17 protein-coding genes and 1 pseudogene are annotated in these 21,124 nt (G+C 60.0%); 8 read left to right on the plus strand and 10 right to left on the minus strand.

Annotated features, from left to right (window positions below):
- Window positions 1-503: 503 nt before the first annotated feature.
- From gcvPB to QZ377_RS06495, 10 genes and pseudogenes are all read right to left on the minus strand, one after another.
- The gene (gene gcvPB / locus QZ377_RS06450) at window positions 504-1,952 is read right to left on the minus strand and encodes an aminomethyl-transferring glycine dehydrogenase subunit GcvPB (protein WP_291440366.1); all 1,449 of its coding nucleotides are present in this window, start codon (window positions 1,950-1,952) and stop codon (window positions 504-506) included.
- Window positions 1,949-3,260 (minus strand): annotated as a pseudogene (gene gcvPA / locus QZ377_RS06455) (aminomethyl-transferring glycine dehydrogenase subunit GcvPA). The gene gcvPB and the pseudogene gcvPA overlap by 4 nt, the downstream one beginning before the upstream one ends.
- Window positions 3,261-3,581: 321 nt before the next feature.
- On the minus strand, window positions 3,582-3,968 hold the full coding sequence (gene gcvH, locus QZ377_RS06460; RefSeq protein ID WP_291440367.1) for a glycine cleavage system protein GcvH: 387 nt from the start codon (window positions 3,966-3,968) through the stop codon (window positions 3,582-3,584).
- Window positions 3,969-4,090: 122 nt separating this feature from the next.
- Window positions 4,091-5,173 carry a glycine cleavage system aminomethyltransferase GcvT gene (gene gcvT, locus QZ377_RS06465; protein ID WP_291440368.1) on the minus strand — a complete coding sequence of 361 codons (1,083 nt, stop codon included), beginning with the start codon at window positions 5,171-5,173 and terminating at the stop codon, window positions 4,091-4,093.
- Window positions 5,174-5,414: 241 nt separating this feature from the next.
- On the minus strand, window positions 5,415-6,398 hold the full coding sequence (locus QZ377_RS06470) for a lipoate--protein ligase (RefSeq protein WP_291440369.1): 984 nt from the start codon (window positions 6,396-6,398) through the stop codon (window positions 5,415-5,417).
- A 189-nt stretch (window positions 6,399-6,587) separates the two neighbouring features.
- Complete coding sequence (locus QZ377_RS06475; protein WP_291440370.1) at window positions 6,588-7,376, minus strand: ATP-binding cassette domain-containing protein; 789 nt, start codon at window positions 7,374-7,376, stop codon at window positions 6,588-6,590.
- Entirely contained in the window at window positions 7,373-8,257 is an 885-nt protein-coding gene (locus QZ377_RS06480; RefSeq protein WP_291440371.1) for an ABC transporter permease subunit, read from the minus strand. The genes QZ377_RS06475 and QZ377_RS06480 overlap by 4 nt, the downstream gene beginning before the upstream one ends.
- Window positions 8,254-9,213 carry an ABC transporter permease subunit gene (locus QZ377_RS06485; protein ID WP_291440372.1) on the minus strand — a complete coding sequence of 320 codons (960 nt, stop codon included), beginning with the start codon at window positions 9,211-9,213 and terminating at the stop codon, window positions 8,254-8,256. The genes QZ377_RS06480 and QZ377_RS06485 overlap by 4 nt, the downstream gene beginning before the upstream one ends.
- Window positions 9,200-10,036, minus strand: a complete 837-nt coding sequence (locus QZ377_RS06490; RefSeq protein WP_291440373.1) for a phosphate ABC transporter substrate-binding protein — start codon at window positions 10,034-10,036, stop codon at window positions 9,200-9,202. The genes QZ377_RS06485 and QZ377_RS06490 overlap by 14 nt, the downstream gene beginning before the upstream one ends.
- A 547-nt stretch (window positions 10,037-10,583) precedes the next feature.
- The gene (locus tag QZ377_RS06495) at window positions 10,584-11,405 is read right to left on the minus strand and encodes a TatD family hydrolase (protein ID WP_291440374.1); all 822 of its coding nucleotides are present in this window, start codon (window positions 11,403-11,405) and stop codon (window positions 10,584-10,586) included.
- A gap of 146 nt (window positions 11,406-11,551) precedes the next feature.
- On the opposite strand from QZ377_RS06495, the gene QZ377_RS06500 reads away from it, so the two are divergent.
- From QZ377_RS06500 to QZ377_RS06535, 8 genes are all read left to right on the plus strand, one after another.
- Entirely contained in the window at window positions 11,552-12,508 is a 957-nt protein-coding gene (locus QZ377_RS06500) for a UDP-glucuronic acid decarboxylase family protein (RefSeq protein WP_291440375.1), read from the plus strand.
- A gap of 26 nt (window positions 12,509-12,534) precedes the next feature.
- On the plus strand, window positions 12,535-14,583 hold the full coding sequence (locus QZ377_RS06505) for a proton-conducting transporter membrane subunit (RefSeq protein WP_291440376.1): 2,049 nt from the start codon (window positions 12,535-12,537) through the stop codon (window positions 14,581-14,583).
- Window positions 14,580-15,521, plus strand: coding sequence for an NADH-quinone oxidoreductase subunit H (locus tag QZ377_RS06510; protein ID WP_291440377.1), 942 nt, complete (start codon window positions 14,580-14,582; stop codon window positions 15,519-15,521). Before QZ377_RS06505 ends, QZ377_RS06510 begins: the two co-directional genes overlap by 4 nt.
- A 4-nt stretch (window positions 15,522-15,525) precedes the next feature.
- Window positions 15,526-16,149 carry a hydrogenase-4 component E gene (locus tag QZ377_RS06515; protein ID WP_291440378.1) on the plus strand — a complete coding sequence of 208 codons (624 nt, stop codon included), beginning with the start codon at window positions 15,526-15,528 and terminating at the stop codon, window positions 16,147-16,149.
- A gap of 5 nt (window positions 16,150-16,154) precedes the next feature.
- The gene (locus QZ377_RS06520) at window positions 16,155-17,648 is read left to right on the plus strand and encodes a proton-conducting transporter membrane subunit (protein WP_291440379.1); all 1,494 of its coding nucleotides are present in this window, start codon (window positions 16,155-16,157) and stop codon (window positions 17,646-17,648) included.
- 157 nt (window positions 17,649-17,805) lie between these two features.
- Window positions 17,806-19,476, plus strand: coding sequence for a hydrogenase (locus QZ377_RS06525; protein WP_291440380.1), 1,671 nt, complete (start codon window positions 17,806-17,808; stop codon window positions 19,474-19,476).
- A gap of 9 nt (window positions 19,477-19,485) precedes the next feature.
- Window positions 19,486-20,250: a 4Fe-4S dicluster domain-containing protein gene (locus tag QZ377_RS06530; protein ID WP_291440381.1), complete on the plus strand. Its 765-nt coding sequence runs from the start codon at window positions 19,486-19,488 to the stop codon at window positions 20,248-20,250.
- 27 nt (window positions 20,251-20,277) lie between these two features.
- Window positions 20,278-21,124: hypothetical protein (locus tag QZ377_RS06535; RefSeq protein WP_291440382.1), on the plus strand; the 847-nt coding region annotated here is incomplete at its 3' end.

Here is a 21,124-nt window from a genome sequence, read left to right on the forward strand (position 1 = left end):
AATTCCGTGCCTCAAAGAAAAAAGATAGCTAAATCGGCAGAGCGGGTGACTGTTAATCACTCGGTGGGCGGTTCAAGTCCGTCTCGGGGAGCCAGAAGAAAACAAGGGTTTGCGTAAACGCAAACCCTTTTTTCGTGTCTTTTTCCGGAAAATTGCACCAAACCTGCACCAAACCTGCACCAAAGCTGGGTATACTGTCACTTTCCGCGTCAGCCGGCTTGGGGGCGACCTGAGCGCGAATCAACGCCAGCCACGCCATTCGCCAGCATCGCTGAGCAGCGCACACAACACCAAAACAGCTCGTTACCGGCGGCAGTACACTTTCATGGCTTCCGGCTGCTTCTCCTGCATTCTCTTTTCCAAAGCAGATAGCACGCCCCGGCTGTTCACAGGCTTCCTGTTGCGTCCATCATTCGCATAAAACATCAAATCCCCCGGCTTCCGGGGGATTTGATGTTTTATTGTTATCAGCTTGCGGCAGCATTGCCGCTCGCGCAAAGCCGTTAGGCCATATCTTCCGTAAGGATCATGTTACGGGCGGCCCCGGTTTCGTCCATACGGCGCGCTGGCAGCGTTACGGGGGCGTCCAGCAGGGCCTGAGGATCGCTCTTGGCCTGAAGCATGATCTCTTCCAGAGCCTGCACAAAGGAATCCAGGGTTTCCTTGCTTTCTGTTTCCGTCGGCTCGGCCATGATGCATTCATGCACAATAAGCGGGAAGTAGATGGTCGGCGCATGGAAGCCGCGGTCAAGCAGCGCCTTGGCAATATCCAGAGCACGGGTTTCCTGCGGGGCCGAGGCCACGAACTCGTGGGCGCACAACCTGTCGGCATAGGGAATATCCAGCGTGTTCTCAAGCTTCTTTTTCAGGTAGTTGGCGTTGAGCACCGCATATTCCGAAGCCCGGGTAAGGCCCTCCCCGCCCAGGCGCAGCATGTAGGCGAGCGCTTTGACCATAACGCCAAAGCTGCCATAAAACGGCCCCATATAACCTATGGACTGCGGTACATCGTAGTCGAGGAAATAGGCGCCGTCCTCACGCTTGCGCACGCGGGGCGCAGGCAGGAAGGGTACCAGGCACTCGCTCACGCCGACGGGACCCGCTCCGGGGCCGCCACCGCCGTGCGGGGTGGACAGGGTTTTGTGCACATTGAGGTGCACCACGTCAAAGCCCACGTCGCCCACGCGCATCTTGCCCATGATGGCGTTCATATTGGCCCCGTCGTAATAGAGCAGCGCGTCTATCTTGCGCAGTTCGGCCACAATGCGGGGCAAGTGCACTTCCATAAGGCCCAGAGTGTTGGGGCAGGTCATCATAAGCCCTGCCACGTCCTCTCCGTACTTGCGGATAGCTTCTATAATAGCTTCCGGGTCTACCATGCCGTGGCGGGATTCAAGGTTGATGGTCTCGAATCCGGCCAGCGCGGCAGAGGCGGGGTTGGTGCCGTGGGCAGCATCGGGGATGAGCATTTTTTTGCGGTCACGCCCTTTGGCCTTGTGGTAGGCGGCAATAAGCTTGACGCCCACAAACTCTCCATTGGCCCCGGCCATGGGCTGCAAGGTGAAGGCCTTCATGCCTGTCAACTCGCAAAGCATGTTTTCCGCTTCATACATGCACTGCAACGCGCCCTGGGTGCAGCCCGCCGCGCCGCCCAACTGGGCAAGCATGGGGTGCAGGCGCGCAAATCCCGGCAATGCGGCCACATACTCAGTGAACTTGGGATTGTACTTCATTGTGCAGGAGCCAAGCGGATAGAAATTGGCATCCACACTGTAATTGAGTTTTGAAAGGCCGGTAAAGTGGCGTACCACATCCAGCTCGGAGCATTGGGGCAGCCCCGGTTCTTTCTTACGCAGCAGGCCGGCAGGCAGCATGTCCGCAGCCTTGGGGGCGTCGGACTCTATGCAGCACGCGCCGCGCCCGGGAACGGATTTGGCGAAGATGGTTTTCACAGCAGACCTCCCACGGTTTCGGCCAGCATGCCGATCTGCTGACGGCTGTTGCGTTCGGTGCAGGCCAGCAGCAACACGTCTTCCATACCGGGATAGTAGCGGCCAAGAGGATAGCCGGGCACGCAACCGTGCGCGGACAGGGCATCCACCAGCATCTGGGCGGGCATGGGCAAGCGCAGGGCCACCTCATTGCCATAGGGCGCATCGTTGAGAAGCTCAATGCCCTTGATGGAGGTGAGGCGTTCCACGGCATACCGGGTAAGGGCCATGTTGTTTTCCGCCAGCCGTGTAAGCCCGCAGGGTCCCAGCAGGGACAGATGGATGAGCGCCCGCAGGGCGCACAGGGCCTGGTTGGAGCAGATATTGGATGTGGCCTTGGCCCGGCGGATGTGCTGTTCGCGCGCCTGCAGGGTAAGCACGTAGCCTGTTTTGCCGTCCACATCTGTGGTGCGGCCCACAATACGGCCGGGGAACTGACGGATATGCTCCTTGCGGCAGGTCATGAGACCCAGATAGGGGCCGCCGAAAGAAAGGGGCATGCCGATGCTCTGACCTTCGGCCACTGCCACGTCCGCCCCCATTTCGCCGGGGGTTTTCAGCACGGACTGCATGACGGGGTACACGGAAATGACGCCGAACGCCTTGTGCTCGCGGGCTTTGGCAAACACCTGGGTGTAATCCGCCACGGCCCCGAAGAAGTTGGGGTTCTGCACAATCACGGCAGCGGTGGTGTCGTCAATGGCGGCCATGAGCGCGTCAAGACGGCTCACGCCCTTTTCCTGCTGCACGGTCTTGAGTTCAAGGTCAAGGCTGGAGATGTATGAAGCCAGCATGACCCGCCAGATGGGATTGACGGCCTCGTCCACCACCAGCACGCGGCGACGGGTGGAGCGCACAAATGGCCGTGCCGCCGTCATACACGGAGGCGTTGGCGCAATCCATGCCCAGGAGGCGGCTTATGGCCGTCTGAAACTCGAAGATGGCCTGAAGGGTTCCCTGCGAGCATTCGGGCTGATAAGGCGTGTAAGAGGTATAGAATTCGCTGCGGCCAGCAAGAGCATCCACAGCTTTGGGGATGTCGTGGGCATAATAGCCCGCGCCCAGAAACGATACGAGATCCGGGCAGTTTTTGGCGGCCAGGCCTTCAAAATAAGCGCAAACCGCGGCTTCGGACTGGCCTTTGGGCAGATTGAACTGTTTGGGGCGCATTTCTGGGGGGATATCGGCAAAAAGGCCGTCCAGATCGCGCACGCCAACCACAGAGAGCATTTCCTGCAACTCTTCCGGCGTGTGGGGGATGTATGGCATATCCGCTCCTTGAGCATGTTACGCGTGAACGTGTGCCTGAAAAAAGCATGATGACGCTGATACGGAACGGCGGGTGGCTTTCGCCTGCGCGGCAAATCGGCGGCATTCTGCCCGCCGTGTTATGAAAGGTCCGGCGGCTGCATGCCCTTGCAGGCAGGCTGGGAACAGGGCCGGGATGATCCCGGGCGACTATGGGCCGAAAAGGCCCTTTTCTCCGGCCGGGGCGTGCCGCTGCCCGCTCTGTCCGGTTCATTTTTCCGGATCTGGCCGCCGCACGGCAGTACAGCCGCGCGGCAAAACCAGACGCCGGAAAAATGTGGCCTAGTGGCCTTCTGTGGCGCAGAAGGCCTCGTAAGCCGCCGCGTCCAAAAGGCCTTCGGGCTTATGGGAAAACTTGACGCGCATGAGCCAGCCTTCGCCATAGGGATCGGCATTGCATTTTTCAGGTGCCTGCTCCAGGGCGGTATTGATGCCGATCACATCGCCGCTCACGGGCGATACCAGATCGCTGGCGGCCTTGACGGATTCAATGGAGCCGAATTCGCTTTCTGCGCTGACTTCATCGCCCACAAGCGGCAGTTCCACATAGGTAATGTCGCCAAGGGACTCCTGGGCAAAGTGGGTGATGCCGACCACGGCTTCGTCGCCTTCAAGGCGCACCCATTCGTGGCTCTTGCTGTACAACAGGTCCGAGGGATTGGTAGCCATGTGCATTCTCCTGAAAATATGTAGTTGGGGGGAACAATACGCGCCCTCTCGGCGCACAAGCCTTCACGTATTTCGCGGGGGGCAGTTCCGCTCCGCAAGCGGTTCGCAGAACGCCGCGCGCATCAGACCAGCTTCTTGCGGGCCGTGCCTTCCTTGTAGAAAGGAATCTCCACCTTTTTGGCGGGCAGTTTCGTTCTGGAGGCACGCACCACAAAATCTTCCTTGTCCGCATGGGCGGCATCCACCCAGGCAAAAGCAATAACATAGCCCAAAGAGGGCGCAAACGAGCCGCTGGTGACGCGTCCCACGGCTTCGCCGCCGGGCAGCGCCAGGACATCACCGTGGCGGGCGGCGCGGCGACCTTCGATTTGCAGGGGTACAAGCACTTCACGCACGGCCTGCGCCCCTTCCTTGCCCACATAATCGGCCTGACTTGTCATCATGCGGCCCATGCCCGCCTCGGCGGGCGTATGGTCTTCATCAAGGTCATGCCCGTAAAGCGGCAATCCGGCTTCAAGGCGCAGTGTGTCGCGAGCGCCAAGGCCGACAGGTTTAACGCGCTCATCGGCCAGCAGGGCTTTCCAGAAAGCCTCGGTTTTGTCCGTGGGCAGATACAGCTCATAGCCCAGTTCACCGGTGTAGCCGGTACGGCTCACAAGCACAGGCACGCCCTGCCACTTGCTTTCCCGAAAAGAAAAGTAGCCGAGGTCATGAAAGTTTTCGCCCATGATTTTTTCAAGCACATCCAGCGAATCCGGGCCTTGCAGGTCAACCTTGCCGGTTTCGGCCGAAATGTCGGTGATCTTGATGCTTTCAGGCAGGCGGGCGCGCAGGGTCGCCAGATCGCCGGGGGCGCAGGCGGCATTGACCACTGCCATAAAAGAATCAGGCCCGAAACGGTAGATGATGCCGTCGTCAAGAACGCCGCCCTTTTCATTGAGCAGAAAGCCATAGCGGCATTTGCCGGGGGCCAGGGTTTCAAGATTGTGGCTTACGGCGCGCGACAGGGCTTCTGTAGCGCCGGGGCCTTCAATGCGAAATTCTCCCATATGGCAGATGTCAAAAATACCGGCATGTTTCCGGGTATGGAGATGTTCCGCAAGAATGCCCTCATACTGAATGGGCATAAGCCAACCGGCAAAGGGAGCCATCTTCGCCCCCTGGGCTTCATGCCAGGAGGTCAGCGGGGTACGCAAGTCTGACATGGTTTCTCCTTGATCTGGGGTGATTGAACTTGTTGCGCCGTGCCGTAATCCGGCTGCGGCGCCCGGAGGACACCAAACAGCACGCACATATGTCCGCAGGATACCATCGGCAAAAAACGGACACAAGGAGCGTGAAAAAAATTACTGCCATCCCGCACGGGCCTGCCGTACGGAAAAACGGGTTTCGGCCAGATGGCGGAGCAATCGCAAGAACTGCGCCGGACGTGTCCGCAACCAGGCCTCAGCGCGTAAAAAATTCCATCATGGTTTCGGCTTCGCAACCGCTGAAGTAGCGGCCCATGTCCAGCCTTCGCAAAATGGCTTCCAGTTCTTCAGGCTCACGGGGCGCGTCCGCGAGGCTTTGTTCCAGTTCCTGTATGCCTTCTCCGGCATTGCAGAAAAAATCGCCCAAAATGGCGCAGGAGGCAATACGCCCTTGCTTCACATCAAGGCGCAGCTCTACTGTGCCCCAGTCAAAACGCTGCCGCTTGCGCTCGGTAAAATTGGGCATGGCCCCGTAGTTCCAGTTCCACTGCCGGTATTTCTCGTCAGCAAGCCTGTGTGCCTCGGCCATGAGGCTTTCGCCCACGCTGCCGGGACGCGATGCGCATCGCCTGAGCAGCGCAGCCACAAGCGCGTCTGTATCACTGCCCGGCTGCCAGTACTCCGAGATATTGCCCACCCGTGACCGCACCGACGCAACCCCTTTGGAGCGCATCTTTTCAGGGTCCACATTCAGGGCTTCCACAAGGCGGTCAAAATTCACATCAATAAGCAGCGTGCCGTGGTGCAGCACCTTGCCCCGGCGCAGCATCTGCCCGCTGCCGGAAATTTTGCGCCCTTCGGCCTCCACGTCATTACGGCCGGAAATTCCGGCACGCACACCGAGATCGGCCAGGGCCGCGCACACCGGCTCAAGGTAACGCCGGAAATCCACTTTTTCACGCCCACCGGCATGTTCAATAAAAGAAAAATTCAGATTGCCCGTATCGTGGTATACAGCCCCGCCGCCAGTTATACGGCGCACGACAGGCAGGTTTTCACGCCGGATGAAATCGGCGTTCACTTCGTCCACAGTGCACTGGTGGCGGCCCACAATAACCGAGGGGCCGTTCTGCCAGAGCAGAAAATACCCGGGATGCCCGGCCGGAAGCGTCTCAAACAGCGCCTCTTCAAGCGCGAGGTTAAAGGTGGGGTCAAGGGTGGAAAAAGTAAGGTGTTCCATGCGGCCTCCATCAGAACAATGCCGCGCTTCAGGTGGCAAGGTCAAGGGAACAGCGGACATTTAAAAAATTATCGGCAAAATTTCCGGGCCATACGGCTGCCCGCCGCATCTTGCGTGCCACATGACGATGCAGGCCTGCGGCTCGTCTTTGCCAGCGCTGTGGCGCACGGCCGGGCCGCCCGGCAGACACTACAGCGCGATTTCCGGCGAATCTGTACCGGCTCCGGCCAGCACCCGGGCCAGCGTGGCGGCATCAATGCCGCCACGTTCGAATTGTTGCCTGACATGGCCGTCAGCCATGACAGCCAGACGCTCCCCAAGGCACACGGCCTGTTGCGGATGATGCGTGACCACCACCAGCGGGTACTGCCCTGCAAGATGCAGCAGCAGATCTTCTATTTCCGCCGTGGCGTGAACGTCCAGCGAGGCCGTGGGTTCATCAAGAAGCAGCATGGCTGGCTCCAGCGCAAGGGCGCGGGCAAGACAAAGCCGCTGCTGCTGCCCGCCGGAAAGCCTGTCGGCACTCATGTTCAGGCGGTCTTTCACTTCATTCCACAGGGCGACGTTTTTAAGGGCATTTTCGGCCCGGCGGCGGCACTCTGCTTCCGGCAGCCCTGCCACCACGGCAAGCGGCAACACAACATTACGCTCTACGCTGACGGGCAGCACGTTGGGTGTTTGAAAAACCATACCTACGCGGCTGCGCAGCAGAGCCAGCGGGCGCACCACCACTCCCGGAGCGGGATACACAGGCTCAAGCCCCTGCCCCAGGTCAAGCTCGACCCGTCCCGAAGTGCGGCAGTGGGGAAAGGTTTCGTTCAGGCGATTCAAGGCCCGGAGCAAGGTTGTCTTGCCCGAGCCGGAGCGCCCGGCAAGCACCGTGATGCCTCGCGCCGGGATGTCAAAAGACACGTGATGCAAAATTTTCCGGCGGCCAAAGCTCACGCAGAGATCATCAATACGGGCGGCAATATTCATGATACCCCCTGCCAGCGGCGGCGGAAGCGCACTTCCATGCGGCGGGCGCAAAAAAGCAGAAACGATGACAGCAAAAGCAGCACCAGAGCCGCGCCAAAACCCCGCAGCAGTTCGTCATTATCCTGATACTGTGCTGCCGTGTAGAAAATGGAAAACGGCAGAGCCTCAAATTTGTCACCCAGACCGGCGGGCAAGCCTGCATTGGCAACAACCCCCGTAAGCATGATAACCGCCGTGTCTTCCGCCGCTCTGCCCATGGCCAGAATAATTCCGCCCCAGATGCCGGGTGCTGCGGCGGGCAGCAAGAGACGCCGGGCAAGCTGCCGTCGGGTGAAGCCCAGCGCTGTTCCGGTAAGCCGCAAACTTCCGGGAACAGCTTCCAGCGCTTCGCACGTGGCCGTAACCAGCACGGGCAGAATCAGCAGGGCAAGGCAGCAGGCCGCCAGCAGCAACGAGGTATTGGCCTCCGGCGCAAAGGAGTGGCGCAAAAAAAGTATAAGTGTAAAGCCGAACAGCCCCATAACAATGGAGGGCGTACCCGCCAGCACATCCATGGCCAGACGGATACGCGCAGCCTGACGTGGAGGGGCAAATTCCGCCAGATACAGACCGCAGCCCACTCCGGGAAAAAGCGCAAGCGCCATGGTCAGGGCCACAAGATACAGAGTTCCGGCACAGGCGGGCCACAGGCCGTCCCACACCGGGCGGCGGCCCAGCAGCGCATCCAGGGGCGACACATTATCGAAAAACAGCGGCACTCCCAGTTGGGGCAAGCCTTTATACAGCAGAAAAGCCAGCAGAAAAAAGACGGCAATGCAGGGAACAAGGGCGCAGCAGCGCAACAGCCAGCGCAACAAAGCTTGCGAAAACGGGCTGCTCATGCCGCGCCCCCGCTGCCTGCCGGAACCGGGCCGTTGGGGGACCGCACAAGACGACGGAGCACAAGGCTTGCCCCCGTGTTCACGGCCAAAAGCACCAGCCCTGCGGCAAAAAGGGAATTATAGGCAGCCCCGCCCACTTCATTGGCCGTTACCAGAGCCATGTGTGCCGTGAGGCTGCGCATGCTCTCGGCAAGACCGCCGGGAACCTGGGTGGCGTTGCCCGCCAGCATGAGAGGAATGAGCGTATCGCCCACTGCCCTGCCAAAGCCCAGTACCGCGGCGCTGGCGAGGACACGCCCCGAACCGGGGAGCACAAAAAGGCGCAGCAGGTCAAGACGGGTGAACCCCAGGGCCAGCCCCCAGGGGCAGAGGCGTTCCAGCCGGGGACGCAGCCCGGCCATGAGTATGAGCACCATGGTGGGCAGAACAAGCAGAACCAGCATTACAGCCGCAGAGGCCAGACACATGCCCGTGCCGCCCAGCACGGTGCGCGCCAGGGGCGTAAGCAGAAATACGGCGGCAAAGCCGTAAACAACGGTGGGAATCGTCGTCATGAAGCGGATCAGGCCGTGCACAAAGCCCCTCAGGGGACGCGCCGGGGCGCTTTCTTCAGTGAGCAGCCAGCAGGCCAGCCCCAGGGCCAGAGGCCAGCCCAACCCCAGAGCCAGTACAGCCAAAGCCAGAGAACCCACACACATGGGCAGAATGCCAAACCGCCCTTGAGAGGGCAGCCACAGCCAGTCCAGCGGGCCACCGGCCCCCAGGGAGCTTATGGTGGGCAGGGCCGCCGCCAGCACCATCATGAAAAGCAGAGCCACAGCCAGCACTGCCAGCCAGGCGGCCAGCAGCAGAAGGCGGCCGGGACTGTCGGTATGATCCCGTATATGGCGGCCCGCAGCCGGAAGCGCCGCGGCGCTTCCGGCCTGGCGGACGGAACAGTCCCTATTTCTTGACATAGGGGATGTAGCCGGCTTCGGAGACTATTTCCTGTCCGGCGGGAGTGAAGATATAGTCCACAAAGGCTTTGGTGAGGCCTTGCGGTTCGCCCTTGGTATTCATGTACAGAAGACGCGTGACCTTGTACTCGCCCGATGCGGCGTTTTCCTGACTGGGGGTCGCGCCGTCAATGCTTATGCCCTTGATGCTGTTATCCAGATGGCCGATGCCCACATAACCGATGGCGTTGGGATCCTGACTGATGGATGTTTTCATGGCTCCGTTGGAGCTGACCACGTTGGCTTTGGATGCAGCAACTCCCTTGTCCATGGCGCGTTCTTCAAAGGTTTCGCGCGTGCCGCTGCCGTCTTCGCGCACATAGAGGGATATGGGAGCGTCAACGCCGCCCACTTCCTTCCAGTTGGTTATTTTGCCGGAAAAAATGTCCTTTATCTGGGCCTTGGTCAGCCCCGCGACCTTGTTGGCCGGATTGACGGCCACAGCTACGCCGTCAATGGCAAAAGGAAAGGTCACAAGACCGTATTTTTCCACTTCCGCAGGCTTGAGGGCACGACCGGTATTGCCGATCTGCACAATGCCCTCGCCCACTTTCTGCACGCCCACGCCAGAACCGCCCCCTGCCACAGTAATGCGTATATCCGGGTTAACGGCCATGATCTGCCGGGCGGCCTCTTTCATAACAGGAATGTGGGCCGTGCCGCCCGCAATATCCACAACCCCCTTCTGTCCTTTAAAGGCGTCCAGAGGTGCGGAAGGCGAAGCGGCAAAGGCCGTGCCGAGGCCGCACATAAGCAGAACAGCCGCAAGAATTACACGTTTCATGACAGTCTCCTACGGTTAGCGTGAACAAAAAGCGCGGACGCGCCACGCAGTGAACAGCAACAGACGCGATTGCGCCGCCGGGAGTCAGGTAGAAGATGGAAAGCCGCCCTTACGGCGCAGAACGAAAACTGCCCGCTAGACGAGCAAGGGAGACATCCAGCCCCACCCCACAGGCGGTCAGGTGATGCCGGAAAAAAAGAACAGAGGTTCCTGTGCGACCAGCGCCGGCATGCCCGGCAGACTGACCACATTAACCGCGCAAACCGCAACAGCGGCACACCCGGCGCTTCGCGGCAAAGCCGCGTGGAACCTGAAAGGAATACCCATGACTCGGGTTTATCTGATGCGCGGGGACCGGTCAAGCCGCGCCGGGGCATCCCCGCCTTCTCCGCCCGGACGTTTTTGGGCATGAGCGAAAAACAAGGGCGCAACAGCACGCCTTCGTCCAGAACAGTGCCGTCACAAAATGAATTCCCTTGTCATGTCTGGCATATCCAGGAGAAGCTCAACGCAGGGTTGCCAGGAAAAACGCGTGCGACGGCATTGCCTACAGGCCGAAAAAACGCCGGGCATTGGTACCGCACTGCCGCCACAGTTCTTCCACATCCTGCCCGCGCGCTTCCGCCACCGCCCGCGCCGTAAACACTGTAAAAGCAGGTTCGTTGCGCTTGCCACGCCAGGGTACAGGAGCAAGATACGGAGCGTCTGTTTCCAGCATGAGCCGGTCGGATGGAATGCAGGCCACGGCTTCGCGCAGTTCTTCATTGGCCTTGTAGGTCACGGGGCCGGGTACAGACACATGCCAGCCGTTGTGCACGATGCGCCGGGCCAGGTCCGGCCCTTTGCCAAAACAGTGCCACAGCAGCGGATAACCGGCAAAGCCCTGCGATTCCAAAACCATGAGCGTCTCTTCTTCAGCCTCGCGGCAGTGAATTACCACAGGGAGTTCCAGTTCACGGGCCAGCCTGAGCTGTGCGGTAAAAACCTCGTACTGCACTTCGCGGGGGCAATCGTCCCAGTAGAAATCCAGGCCGATTTCGCCCACGGCCTTGAGGCGCGGCTCCTCCGCAAAAGCCCGGCGCATGGCTTCGATAACCTCGGGTGTGCAGTCCCGCCCATGGCAGGGGTGCACGCCAAGCAGAAAGAAAACCTGTGGGTGATCCGCAAAATAGTGCTGCCGGGCGGCGAGATGGTCGGGGTTGAGAAAAACATTGCCCACGTGGCTTATGCCGCAGGCAGCGGCCCTTTCCAGCACGGCTTCGCGGTCCAGGTCAAATTCCTCGCCGTCCAGATGGGCGTGGCTGTCGACACCTTCCGGCGGCAGGGGAACAGAAACGGGATCAATGCGGTTGGTGGATTTTTTCGACATGCTTACCTCGCGCCGTTACATAACAACGTGTGCGGGCAAGGGCAAGGCCCGCAGCAGCGCCATTGCCAAGACAGGGCAATAGCGCTATGCTGAACTGGTTTTGTTGTCCTAATTTTTGATTTAACACCACTTTTTCCGGGGGGAATATGCATCTCCGCAAACGTATACTGGTCTCGGGCGGTTCGGGTTTTCTCGGTTCGCACCTGTGTGAAAGACTGCTCAACGAGGGGCATGAAGTCCTCTGCGTGGACAACTTCTTTTCCAGCGCCCGCGCCAATGTGGAGGAATTTCTCGATAACAGAAGATTCGAGCTCATCCGCCACGATGTGACTTTTCCCCTGTATGTGGAAGTGGACGAAATCTACAATCTGGCCTGCCCGGCCTCGCCCATCCACTACCAGCACGACCCCGTGCAGACCATCAAGACCTGCGTTCACGGGGCCATCAACATGCTGGGCCTGGCCAAGCGGCTCAAGGCGCGCATCTATCAGGCGTCCACCAGCGAAGTGTACGGTGATCCCGAAATACACCCGCAGACCGAAGATTACTGGGGCCATGTGAATCCCAACGGCATCCGTTCGTGCTACGATGAAGGCAAGCGCTGCGCCGAAGCCCTGTTTTTCTCTTACTGGCGGCAGGACAGCCTGCCCATCAAGGTGGGGCGCATCTTTAATACCTACGGCCCCAAAATGCACCCCAACGACGGGCGTGTGGTGTCCAACTTCATCATTCAGGCGCTCAAGGGCCAGCCCATCACCATTTACGGCGACGGCAGCCAGACGCGCTCTTTCTGTTATGTAGATGACCTGATCGAGTGCATGGTGCGCTTTATGGCTTCGCCCGACGACTTCATCGGCCCGATGAATATGGGCAACCCCGGCGAATTCACCATTCGCGAGCTGGCAGAAAAGGTCGTGGACATGACCGGCAGCAAGTCCGTGATCAGTTACGAACCGCTGCCCGGCGACGATCCCAAACAGCGGCGGCCCGACATTACGCTGGCCCGCGAAAAACTCGGCTGGGAGCCGCAGGTCAAACTGGAAGACGGTTTGAAAAAAACCATCGCCTACTTTGACAGCATGTTAAAACTTGGCATGGCCTGACCATTGCCTGAAGGCCACCCTACGCCATGACGCTCTTTATCATAACCCTGCTTGTCCTGGCGGCGGCTGCCGCCGCCATGGCCCTGTTCGCGCTGCTGCCCTCTCCGGCGGGCAGCAGCCGGGCCGCCAACCTGCTTGGCTCCTGTGGAGCCGCGGCGGGCTGTCTGGCGGGCCTGTGCGCGCTGGCCTTCGCCCCCTGGAGCGAGGCTGTCTCTCTGCGCCTGCCCTGGGGCCTGCCCGTGGGGGCCTGTATTCTGGGGCTTGACCCCTTGAGCCGCATTTTTCTGCTGCCGGTTTTCGGCCTCGGTTTTGTGTGCGCCGTGTCCGGTGGTCTGGCATTGCGGCATACCCACCCGCAGGAACACAATCTGGCAGCGCACTGGTTTTTTTACATCCTGCTGATTCTCGGGCTGGCGCTTGTCATGGCGGCGCGTGATGCCGTACTTTTCATGCTGGCCTGGGAGCTTATGTCTCTCGCGCCGTTTTTTCTCATTGAATTTAATGATGGCGACCGGCAGGTGCGCGACGCCTCATGGGTCTATCTGGTGGCGGCCCACCTTGGGGCCGTGGTTCTTATGGCCTTTTTTGTGCTGCTCTGGCAGAGCACGGGAACCACATCGCTTGACATTCTTCAGGGCGGTGCGGTCATGCAGGGGGTGGCGCGCGACGCCGGCTCCGGTGTACTGACAGCCCTTTTTGCACTGGCTGTGCTCGGCTTTGGGGCCAAGGCCGGGCTTGCGCCCATGCACGTCTGGCTGCCCGAAGCACACCCCGCCGCACCAAGCCATGTTTCGGCCCTGCTCTCCGGAGCCATGATCAACGCGGGCCTGTACGGCATCATTCGCAGCCTCAGCCTGCTGGCCGCGCCCGGCGAAGCTCCCGAATGGTGGGGCTGGACCCTGCTGCTGCTGGGCCTTGCCACCGGCCTGATCGGCATTCTGAAAGCGCTGGGCCAGAGCAATCTCAAACGCCTGCTGGCCTATTCCAGCGTAGAAAACATGGGACTCATGCTCATGGGCGTAGGCGCGGGCCTCATAGGCATGGCCTGTGGCAATGCCTGGATAGCCACCCTCGGCTTTGCGGGCAGTCTTATGCACATGCTGAACCACGCGGGTTTCAAGGGGCTGCTTTTTCTGTCCGCCGGTGAAGTGCTGCATGCCACAGGCACTGTGCGCATGGAGCAACTGGGCGGCCTGCAAAAACGCCTGCCCCTGCTTGGCGCGGCCTTTGCCCTGGGAGCAGCGGCCATTGCCTGCCTGCCGCCTCTTAACGGTTTTGCGGGCGAATTTGTACTGGCGCTTTCGCTGCTGGACGGGCCAAGCCTGCCCGGCGTGGAACGGCAAGTGGGACTTTTGCTGGCGCTGGTAACCCTTGCTCTCATCAGCGGCCTTGCCGCCGCCCTGTATGCCAAGGCCTACGGCATCACCTTTCTTGGCGAGCCGCGCTCGGGCTTTGCGGCCAATGCCCGCCCCGCAGGCTGGCGAACCCTCTGGCCTCTCGCCCTGCCCGCAGCGGTCTGCGTGCTTGGCGGCCTGGCGGCTCCGCTCTTTTTTGACCTTGCCTCCATGACGGGGCTGGCCGCCCTGCCCATGCCCAACGACATGCAGGCCGGCGCCCTGGCAGGCCAGGAACAGATGCGCGCCAGTCTTGCCATGGTATCGCTGGTCGGCTCCATTGCCCTGGGGCTTGCCCTGGCAGGCATTATCCTGCGCAAGAGGCTGCTCAAAAGGCGCAGCGTGGGCAGCATGCCTACCTGGGGCTGCGGCTATCAGGGCGGTACGGCCCGCATCCAGTACACTGATGCGGGATTTTCCGAACCGCTCGGCAAAATATTTGCGCCCGGCATGGGCCTGAAAGTGCGCATGCAACTGGATGCACGGCTGTTCCCCGGCAAGGGGAACCTGAGCGTTTCCGCCCCCGACCGCATGCGCAACTCCATCTACGATCCGCTTTTTGAAGGCATAGAGCGCCTGTGCAATGCCTGTAAAATCATGCAGCACGGCAAAATACATCTTTATATTCTTTACATTCTCGCCACAGTTGTGGGTTTGCTTGTATGGGGGCTGAGCGCATGAGACAGGACATAGCCGTCTATTTCGTGCAGTTTGCGCTGGCTCTTGTTCTGGCTCCGCTGCTGCCCGGCATCATCAACAGGGTCAAGGCCAAGTTCGCCGGCAGGCATGGCAAGCCCCTGCTGCAAACCTATTATGACCTCGCGCGGCTCATGCGCAAGGGCGAAGTCATCAGCCGTACCACCACCTGGGTTTTTGCCTGCGGTCCCGCAGTGGCGCTGGCCACCGCCCTTTGCGCCATTGCCCTGCTGCCGCTGGGCGGGGCGACCTCGCCACTGGCTTTCGGCGGCGACTTTATTCTGGCAGCCTATCTGCTGGGCATGGGGCGCTTTGCCATCATGCTTTCGGCCCTTGATACCGGCTCGGCCTTTGAGGGCATGGGCGCAAGCCGTGAAGCCACCTTCGCGGCACTGGCGGAACCACTTTTTTTTCTGGCGCTGCTGGTGCTTACCAGCGTCACCCTGGATATGGGAAGCGGCCCGCACGCGGCCTTTTCGCTTTCATCCATGTTCGGGGGGCAGATTGCCGGAGCCTGGGCCATGGGCCGGGGTGAACTTCTGCTTTTGCCCTGCATTTTCTTTATTCTGCTGCTGGTGGAAAACTGCCGCATTCCTGTGGATGATCCCAATACCCACCTGGAACTGACGATGATTCACGAGGTTATGGTGCTGGACCATTCCGGTCCCAACCTGGCCATGATTGTTTACGGCGCGGCGCTCAAACTGTGGTTTTTCGCGGCGCTTATCGCCGGACTGGTTACCCCCGCCCTGCCCCTGTGGCAGCAGGCAGGGCTGCGCGTGCTCATCGTGCTGCTGCTGGCCGTGGTGGTGGGCATTGTGGAATCTGTCATGGCGCGTCTGCGCATGGACCGTGTGCCTTACCTGCTCGGCGGCGCATCGGCCATGGCTGCGCTAGCGCTCATCCTGACCCAGGCGAGGTAGAAGCATGGAATCTCTTTTGCAATCCTGCCTGTTTCTGCTCATGCTGAACAACCTGCTCATGCTGGGTACAACACGGCTTATGTGGCTCATACGCCTTACCGCGTTTCAGGGCATATTGCTGGCGGCCATGCTGCTCAGCATGGACCATGCCCTGCTGGCCGGGGCCGTGCTGCTGATCAAGGGAGCTCTGCTGCCGGGGCTGCTGTGGCGTACCCGCGAGCGTCTGCATGCCCATCAGCGTATGCGCCCCCGCCTGCATGTGGCCGTAGGGGTGCTGGCCGGCATGGGGGGGCTTGTGCTTTCGCTGTGGCTTGAAGCCAGGCTGTTGACCCTGCCTGCCCTTTTTCCGCCGCTGCTGCTGCCCACGGCGCTGACCACACTTTCTTGCGGGCTTATCCTTGTGGTGGGGCGCACTACGGCCCTGGCCCAGGTCATCGGCTATCTCGTGGCGGAAAACGGCATTTTTTTGCTGGGCATGCCCCTGATGACGGCAGGGACCATCTGGTTTGAACTGGCGCTTCTGCTGGACGTGTTTGTGGCTGTCTTTGTTATGGGCATTGCCATCAACCACATCAGCAATACCTTTGAATCCATTGATGTAGGCCGCTTTCGCAGCCTCAGGGATTGACGGCCATGCTGGAAGCCTTGCTCTTTCTCCCGCTGGCGGCGGGCTGTATCATGCTGCTTGGCACAAGCGCCCTGTGCCGCGTTCTTCTGCCCCTGACAGGGCTGGCCCACGCCGGGCTGGCTGCATGGACCACCTGGAAAGTGGCCCACGGAGCCGAGCCGGAGGCCATGGGCGGTCTGCTGGCGCCGGACCCGCTGGGCGCGCTTTTTCTCATGCTGGCCAGCCTGCTTTTTCTGGCGGCCTCTGTATACGCCGTGTACTATCTGCGTGAAGAAGAAAGCCTTGGCGTGCATACCGCCTTTCAGGACGGTCGCAGCTTCACCAATGCGCCGCAGCGCCGCCTGGCCGCCTGCCTGTGTTTTTTTCTTTCATCCATGACGCTGGTGACAACCACTCCGCACCTTGGGGCATTATGGGTGGGCATTGAAGCCACGACACTTTCCAGCGCGCCGCTGATTTACTTTCACCGCCATCAGCGATCCCTTGAAGCCACATGGAAGTACCTGATCATATGCTCTGTGGGCATTGCTCTGGCCATGGTGGGCAACATTTTGCTTTCCGTGGCTTTTTACACGCCTGAAGGTATGGAAGCCATGATGGAAGGCATGAACCAGGTGGGCTGGTATGTCAGCCACGCCCGCGCCGGAGAAGAAACCTGGCTCAAGGCGGCGTTTATTTTTCTGCTGGTCGGCTACGGCACAAAGATGGGCCTGGCCCCCCTGCACAACTGGCTGCCCGATGCCCACAGCCAGGCTCCTTCGCTGGTTTCGGCCCTGTTGTCCGGCGCATTGCTCAATTGCGCCATGCTCGGCATACTGCGCGGCCACCAGATCATGCTGGCCGCCGGGCTTGGCGGCTTCAGCAGCGGCCTGCTCAGCTTTTTCGGCTTGCTGTCACTGATTACGGCGGCCATCTTCATTGTGGGCCAGGGGCATTACAAGCGCATGCTGGCCTATTCCAGCGTGGAGCATATGGGCATACTGGCACTTGGAGTGGGCGTGGGCGGCCTGGCAGTGTCTGGGGCCATGCTGCATGCGGTCTGCCATTCGCTGACCAAATGCATGCTCTTTTTACTTTCCGGCAATATCCTGGCCCGTTATCACACATTTTCAAGCTACGACATTCGCGGCATGCGCTGGACCATGCCTGTTACCGGCACCCTGTGGATGGCCGGATTTCTGGCAGTGGCCGGTTCGCCGCCTTTCGGCATTTTCATCAGTGAATTTATTATATTCAAAGGCATGCTGGCTGCCGGATCCCCTTTTCTGGCCGCCGCCTACCTGCTGGCCCTGGCCGTAATATTTGTGGGTCTTTCAGTAGCTGTGCTGCGCATGGTGCAGGGCAACCGCCCCACAGACATGCCCCAGAATCCGCGCGAACCGCTGCTGAGCATACTTCCGCCCCTGGCGCTCGGTATGGCGGTGCTGACACTGGGCCTGTGGATACCCGACTGGCTGTGGAATTTTTTGCGGCAAGGCGCGGCCCTTATCGGCGGCTAGGAAAATGTTGCTTTACCATTGTTCCGGCGGCTGCGTGAGCAGGCGTTCGCTACGAAGGTGTAAGCGTGGCATGGTGCGCTGTTAAACACCGCAGTGAGCATTTGGAATCTTTGGGAACACATGTTCGCAAAAATTAAGATGCTCCAGGAGGATCTTGATGTCGTTCGACTACCGTGAGGCGGTAACCCTGAACAAACTGGGGCGTCATTCCGTATCTGAACTGCGGGACATTCTTCGGCACGCCCTGGCCGGGGGCTGGCGCGTACTGGCCTTTTTCGGCATTCCTGAAGCGGATGCCCCTCTTGACGCGCACAGTGATGCTGCACCGGAACAAGCCCTGGCCGTAAGCCTTTGCTGCATACTGGCCCATGACGGCACGCGCCGCCTTATGGCCCGGTGTACGCCGCCAGTGACGGCCTTTGTGTCAATGACGCCGGAATTGCCGCAGTTACACTATTTCGAACGCGAAATTTACGAACAATGGGGCGTGGAGCCGGTAGGACATCCCTGGCTCAAAAGCGTGCGGCGTATCCCCGACAGCGCCGAAGCCGCGGTGCGCAATGCCGCGGAAAACCAAAGCGACAGCGCCGCCTCTGCGCAGGAATCCGCGGAGGCCGCCCCTTCTCCGGCTTTGGCGGCTTTTGCCCAGTCCCCGGCACAGCCGTATCCCTTTTACCGGGTAGAAGGGGCAGACGTACACGAAGTTGCCGTGGGGCCTGTACATGCAGGCATTATCGAACCCGGGCATTTTCGCTTTCAGTGCTACGGCGAAAACGTCCTGCACCTGGAGATCGCACTGGGCTATCAGCACCGGGGCCTTGAGGCCATGATCACTCAGGGGCCTGCCGCCCGGCGTCTGCACTTGCTGGAATGCGCCGCTGGCGACAGCACCGTTGCCCATGCCACGGCCCACTGCGTGCTGCTTGAGCGTATGACCGGGCAACAGCCTGATGAACGTACCCAACTGCTGCGCCGCATTGGCCTTGAGCTGGAGCGCCTCGCCAACCATACAGGCGACCTTGGAGCCATTGCCGGGGATACGGGTTTTTTGCCCACAGCCTCGTGGAATGGCCGCATACGCGGCGATTTTCTTAATATCACCGCCAGCCTGTGCGGAAACCGTTTCGGCAGGGGGCTGCTGCGTCCGGGGGGGGTGGCTTACGACCTTAACCCGTCGGAATGTGCTGACATGCTCGCCCGCGTTCGTGCGGCCTGGCACGATGCGCGCGGCTCGGTGGACGTGATGCTTGATGCCGCGACCGTGCGTAACCGCCTTGCGGGTACCGGCATGGTGGAGCCTGTGGCAGCTCATGAACTAGGCCTTGTGGGGGTGGCCGCGCGTGCCTGCGGGCTGGATGTGGATGCGCGCTTTCACATGCCCCTCAGTGATCTGCCCTGCGAGGGATGCGCACCCCGGCTGGAAATAACGGGGGACGTCATGGCCCGCACCCTTGTGCGCAGCCGCGAACTGGATGACAGCCTGCGCCTGCTGGAGCTTGACCTTATCCGCCTGGGGGCGTTGCCCCACGCAAAAAATGCGGCAATGGCGGAAGGTACGGTTGCCACCGACGCCGCGCCCGCTGCGGCCGCCTCTTTTGACGCTCTGCCGCCGGACACCCTGGCGGTGGCCCTGGTAGAAGGCTGGCGTGGTGAAGTATGCCATGTGGGGCTTACCGACGCTCGGGGACACTTGTTGGTCTACAAGGTGGTCGACCCTTCTTTCCATAACTGGACAGGGCTGGCAATGGCCCTGCGTGGCAACCAGATTTCAGATTTTCCCCTCTGCAACAAGAGTTTCAACCTCTCTTATTGCGGGCATGACCTGTGAGGTTTTGACATGCTGCGCATTATCAAGGAACGTATTCATCAGAAATACCGCACGCTGGACTATCCACGCCAACAGCCCAAGCTCTCGTCCCGGTACATGGGCCGCCCCAGCCTGACCCCTGTGGATTGCGGCGACTGCCGCGCCTGTTACGCGGCCTGCCCCACTGCCGCCCTGCTGCCCACAGAGGGCGCGCCCGGCAGCACGCCCACGCTGGATATGGGCCGCTGCACCTTCTGCGGAGCCTGCCGCGCCGCCTGTCCCAAACAGGCCATCGCCTTTACGGGTGAACACCGCATGGCGGCCTTCAGGCGCGAAGATTTGCTGATAGTACCCGGAAAACCTGCGCCGCAGGCCGTAACGCCCCCTGTGCCTGGAAAATTTGCCATGTTCAGGCGTTCCCTCAAGCTGCGTCAGGTGAGCGCTGCGGGCTGCAACGCCTGCGAAGCCGATTGCAACGTGCTCGGAACCCTTGTGTTTGACCTGCCGCGCTTCGGCATTGATTTTGTGGCTTCGCCACGGCACGCCGACGGCATCGTGCTTACCGGTCCTGTCTCTGAAAACATGCGGCTGGCAGCCATTGATACATATAATGCCACACCGGAACCACGCCTCGTGGTGGCTGTGGGGTCCTGCGCCATATCGGGCGGGCTTTTCCGCGATGCTCCACAGTGTAATAACGGCATTGCAGATATTTTGCCCGTGGACCTTTTTGTTCCGGGCTGCCCACCTAACCCCTGGACTATTCTGGACGGTTTGCTAATGTTGCGGGAATAAAATTTTTTCGCCATAGGCGAGCAACTTTTGAGCAAACCGGAACGGTATATGACAGATGCAACGCGCGCATGGTTATACTTGTTTCTTCTGGTTCTGGCGACATCCCTGTCGAGCTCTATCTGTCAATGGTGGAGCATCCGCCCCACATTTCCCATCGTGGGCATCAACATAGCAGCCTCATTGTGTCTCTTTATATTTTTCAAACGTAAGATATGTATACTATTTATTGTCATGCAATGTACCTTTGGCATTGTGTGTGTTGCAGTATCTGAAACGCTTAAGGTTCCACCAAATATTTCCACAATAATACATGGCACACGCTACGCAAGCCATCTTGGCCTTTCTGTGCTTTTTCATGTTCCTGTTATAAAATCGCTGTTTTTCGTTATCTGTGCTTTTGTGCAGATATTTTTTTTATCCAAAATTACAATATTGCCCTATCGTAAACAGATCGGAATAGTGGCCTTTGCAAGTTTTGTCGTAGTCATGGGCAGCAGCTTTGCAGTGCAGCCACTCAGGGAATTCTGGCCCCAGAACACCACGAGCGAAAAAATCAGTTCTACCCCGCCAGAGCGGCGTTCACTGCATGCACGCGGCTATCTGGCCACATATGCGCTGGAACTGGGCTCCGGTTACCCCTGGCGCATGCAGGAACAAACGCAACCGATGGAGTCTCCACACGGCGTTGAAAACCTGCCGCTGCTTCCCTGCACAGATAAAATCGTTCTTATTCAGGTAGAGGCTCTGGACTACGAAATGCTTACAGAAAAGGTACGGGGAGAATACGTTATGCCTTTTCTGCACAGTCTGCTGGACCATGCGGTACTATTGCGCCTGGACGGCACCAAAAAAATGGCGTCCGCCAATTCCGACT

Origin of the sequence: Desulfovibrio sp. (assembly GCF_019424165.1) — a bacterium.
In the GTDB taxonomy this organism is placed as follows: Bacteria; Desulfobacterota; Desulfovibrionia; order Desulfovibrionales; family Desulfovibrionaceae; genus Desulfovibrio.

What these genes read in the sequence shown, in the direction of transcription:
- gcvH (WP_291440367.1), bottom strand. Translation starts at nt 3,968, where the DNA reads ATGGCTACCAATCCCTCGGACCTGTTGTACAGCAAGAGCCACGAATGG.
- gcvT (WP_291440368.1), bottom strand. Translation starts at nt 5,173, where the DNA reads ATGTCAGACTTGCGTACCCCGCTGACCTCCTGGCATGAAGCCCAGGGG.
- QZ377_RS06470 (WP_291440369.1), bottom strand. Translation starts at nt 6,398, where the DNA reads ATGGAACACCTTACTTTTTCCACCCTTGACCCCACCTTTAACCTCGCG.
- QZ377_RS06475 (WP_291440370.1), bottom strand. Translation starts at nt 7,376, where the DNA reads ATGAATATTGCCGCCCGTATTGATGATCTCTGCGTGAGCTTTGGCCGC.
- QZ377_RS06480 (WP_291440371.1), bottom strand. Translation starts at nt 8,257, where the DNA reads ATGAGCAGCCCGTTTTCGCAAGCTTTGTTGCGCTGGCTGTTGCGCTGC.
- QZ377_RS06485 (WP_291440372.1), bottom strand. Translation starts at nt 9,213, where the DNA reads ATGTCAAGAAATAGGGACTGTTCCGTCCGCCAGGCCGGAAGCGCCGCG.
- QZ377_RS06490 (WP_291440373.1), bottom strand. Translation starts at nt 10,036, where the DNA reads ATGAAACGTGTAATTCTTGCGGCTGTTCTGCTTATGTGCGGCCTCGGC.
- QZ377_RS06495 (WP_291440374.1), bottom strand. Translation starts at nt 11,405, where the DNA reads ATGTCGAAAAAATCCACCAACCGCATTGATCCCGTTTCTGTTCCCCTG.
- QZ377_RS06500 (WP_291440375.1), top strand. Translation starts at nt 11,552, where the DNA reads ATGCATCTCCGCAAACGTATACTGGTCTCGGGCGGTTCGGGTTTTCTC.
- QZ377_RS06505 (WP_291440376.1), top strand. Translation starts at nt 12,535, where the DNA reads ATGACGCTCTTTATCATAACCCTGCTTGTCCTGGCGGCGGCTGCCGCC.
- QZ377_RS06510 (WP_291440377.1), top strand. Translation starts at nt 14,580, where the DNA reads ATGAGACAGGACATAGCCGTCTATTTCGTGCAGTTTGCGCTGGCTCTT.
- QZ377_RS06515 (WP_291440378.1), top strand. Translation starts at nt 15,526, where the DNA reads ATGGAATCTCTTTTGCAATCCTGCCTGTTTCTGCTCATGCTGAACAAC.
- QZ377_RS06520 (WP_291440379.1), top strand. Translation starts at nt 16,155, where the DNA reads ATGCTGGAAGCCTTGCTCTTTCTCCCGCTGGCGGCGGGCTGTATCATG.
- QZ377_RS06525 (WP_291440380.1), top strand. Translation starts at nt 17,806, where the DNA reads ATGTCGTTCGACTACCGTGAGGCGGTAACCCTGAACAAACTGGGGCGT.
- QZ377_RS06530 (WP_291440381.1), top strand. Translation starts at nt 19,486, where the DNA reads ATGCTGCGCATTATCAAGGAACGTATTCATCAGAAATACCGCACGCTG.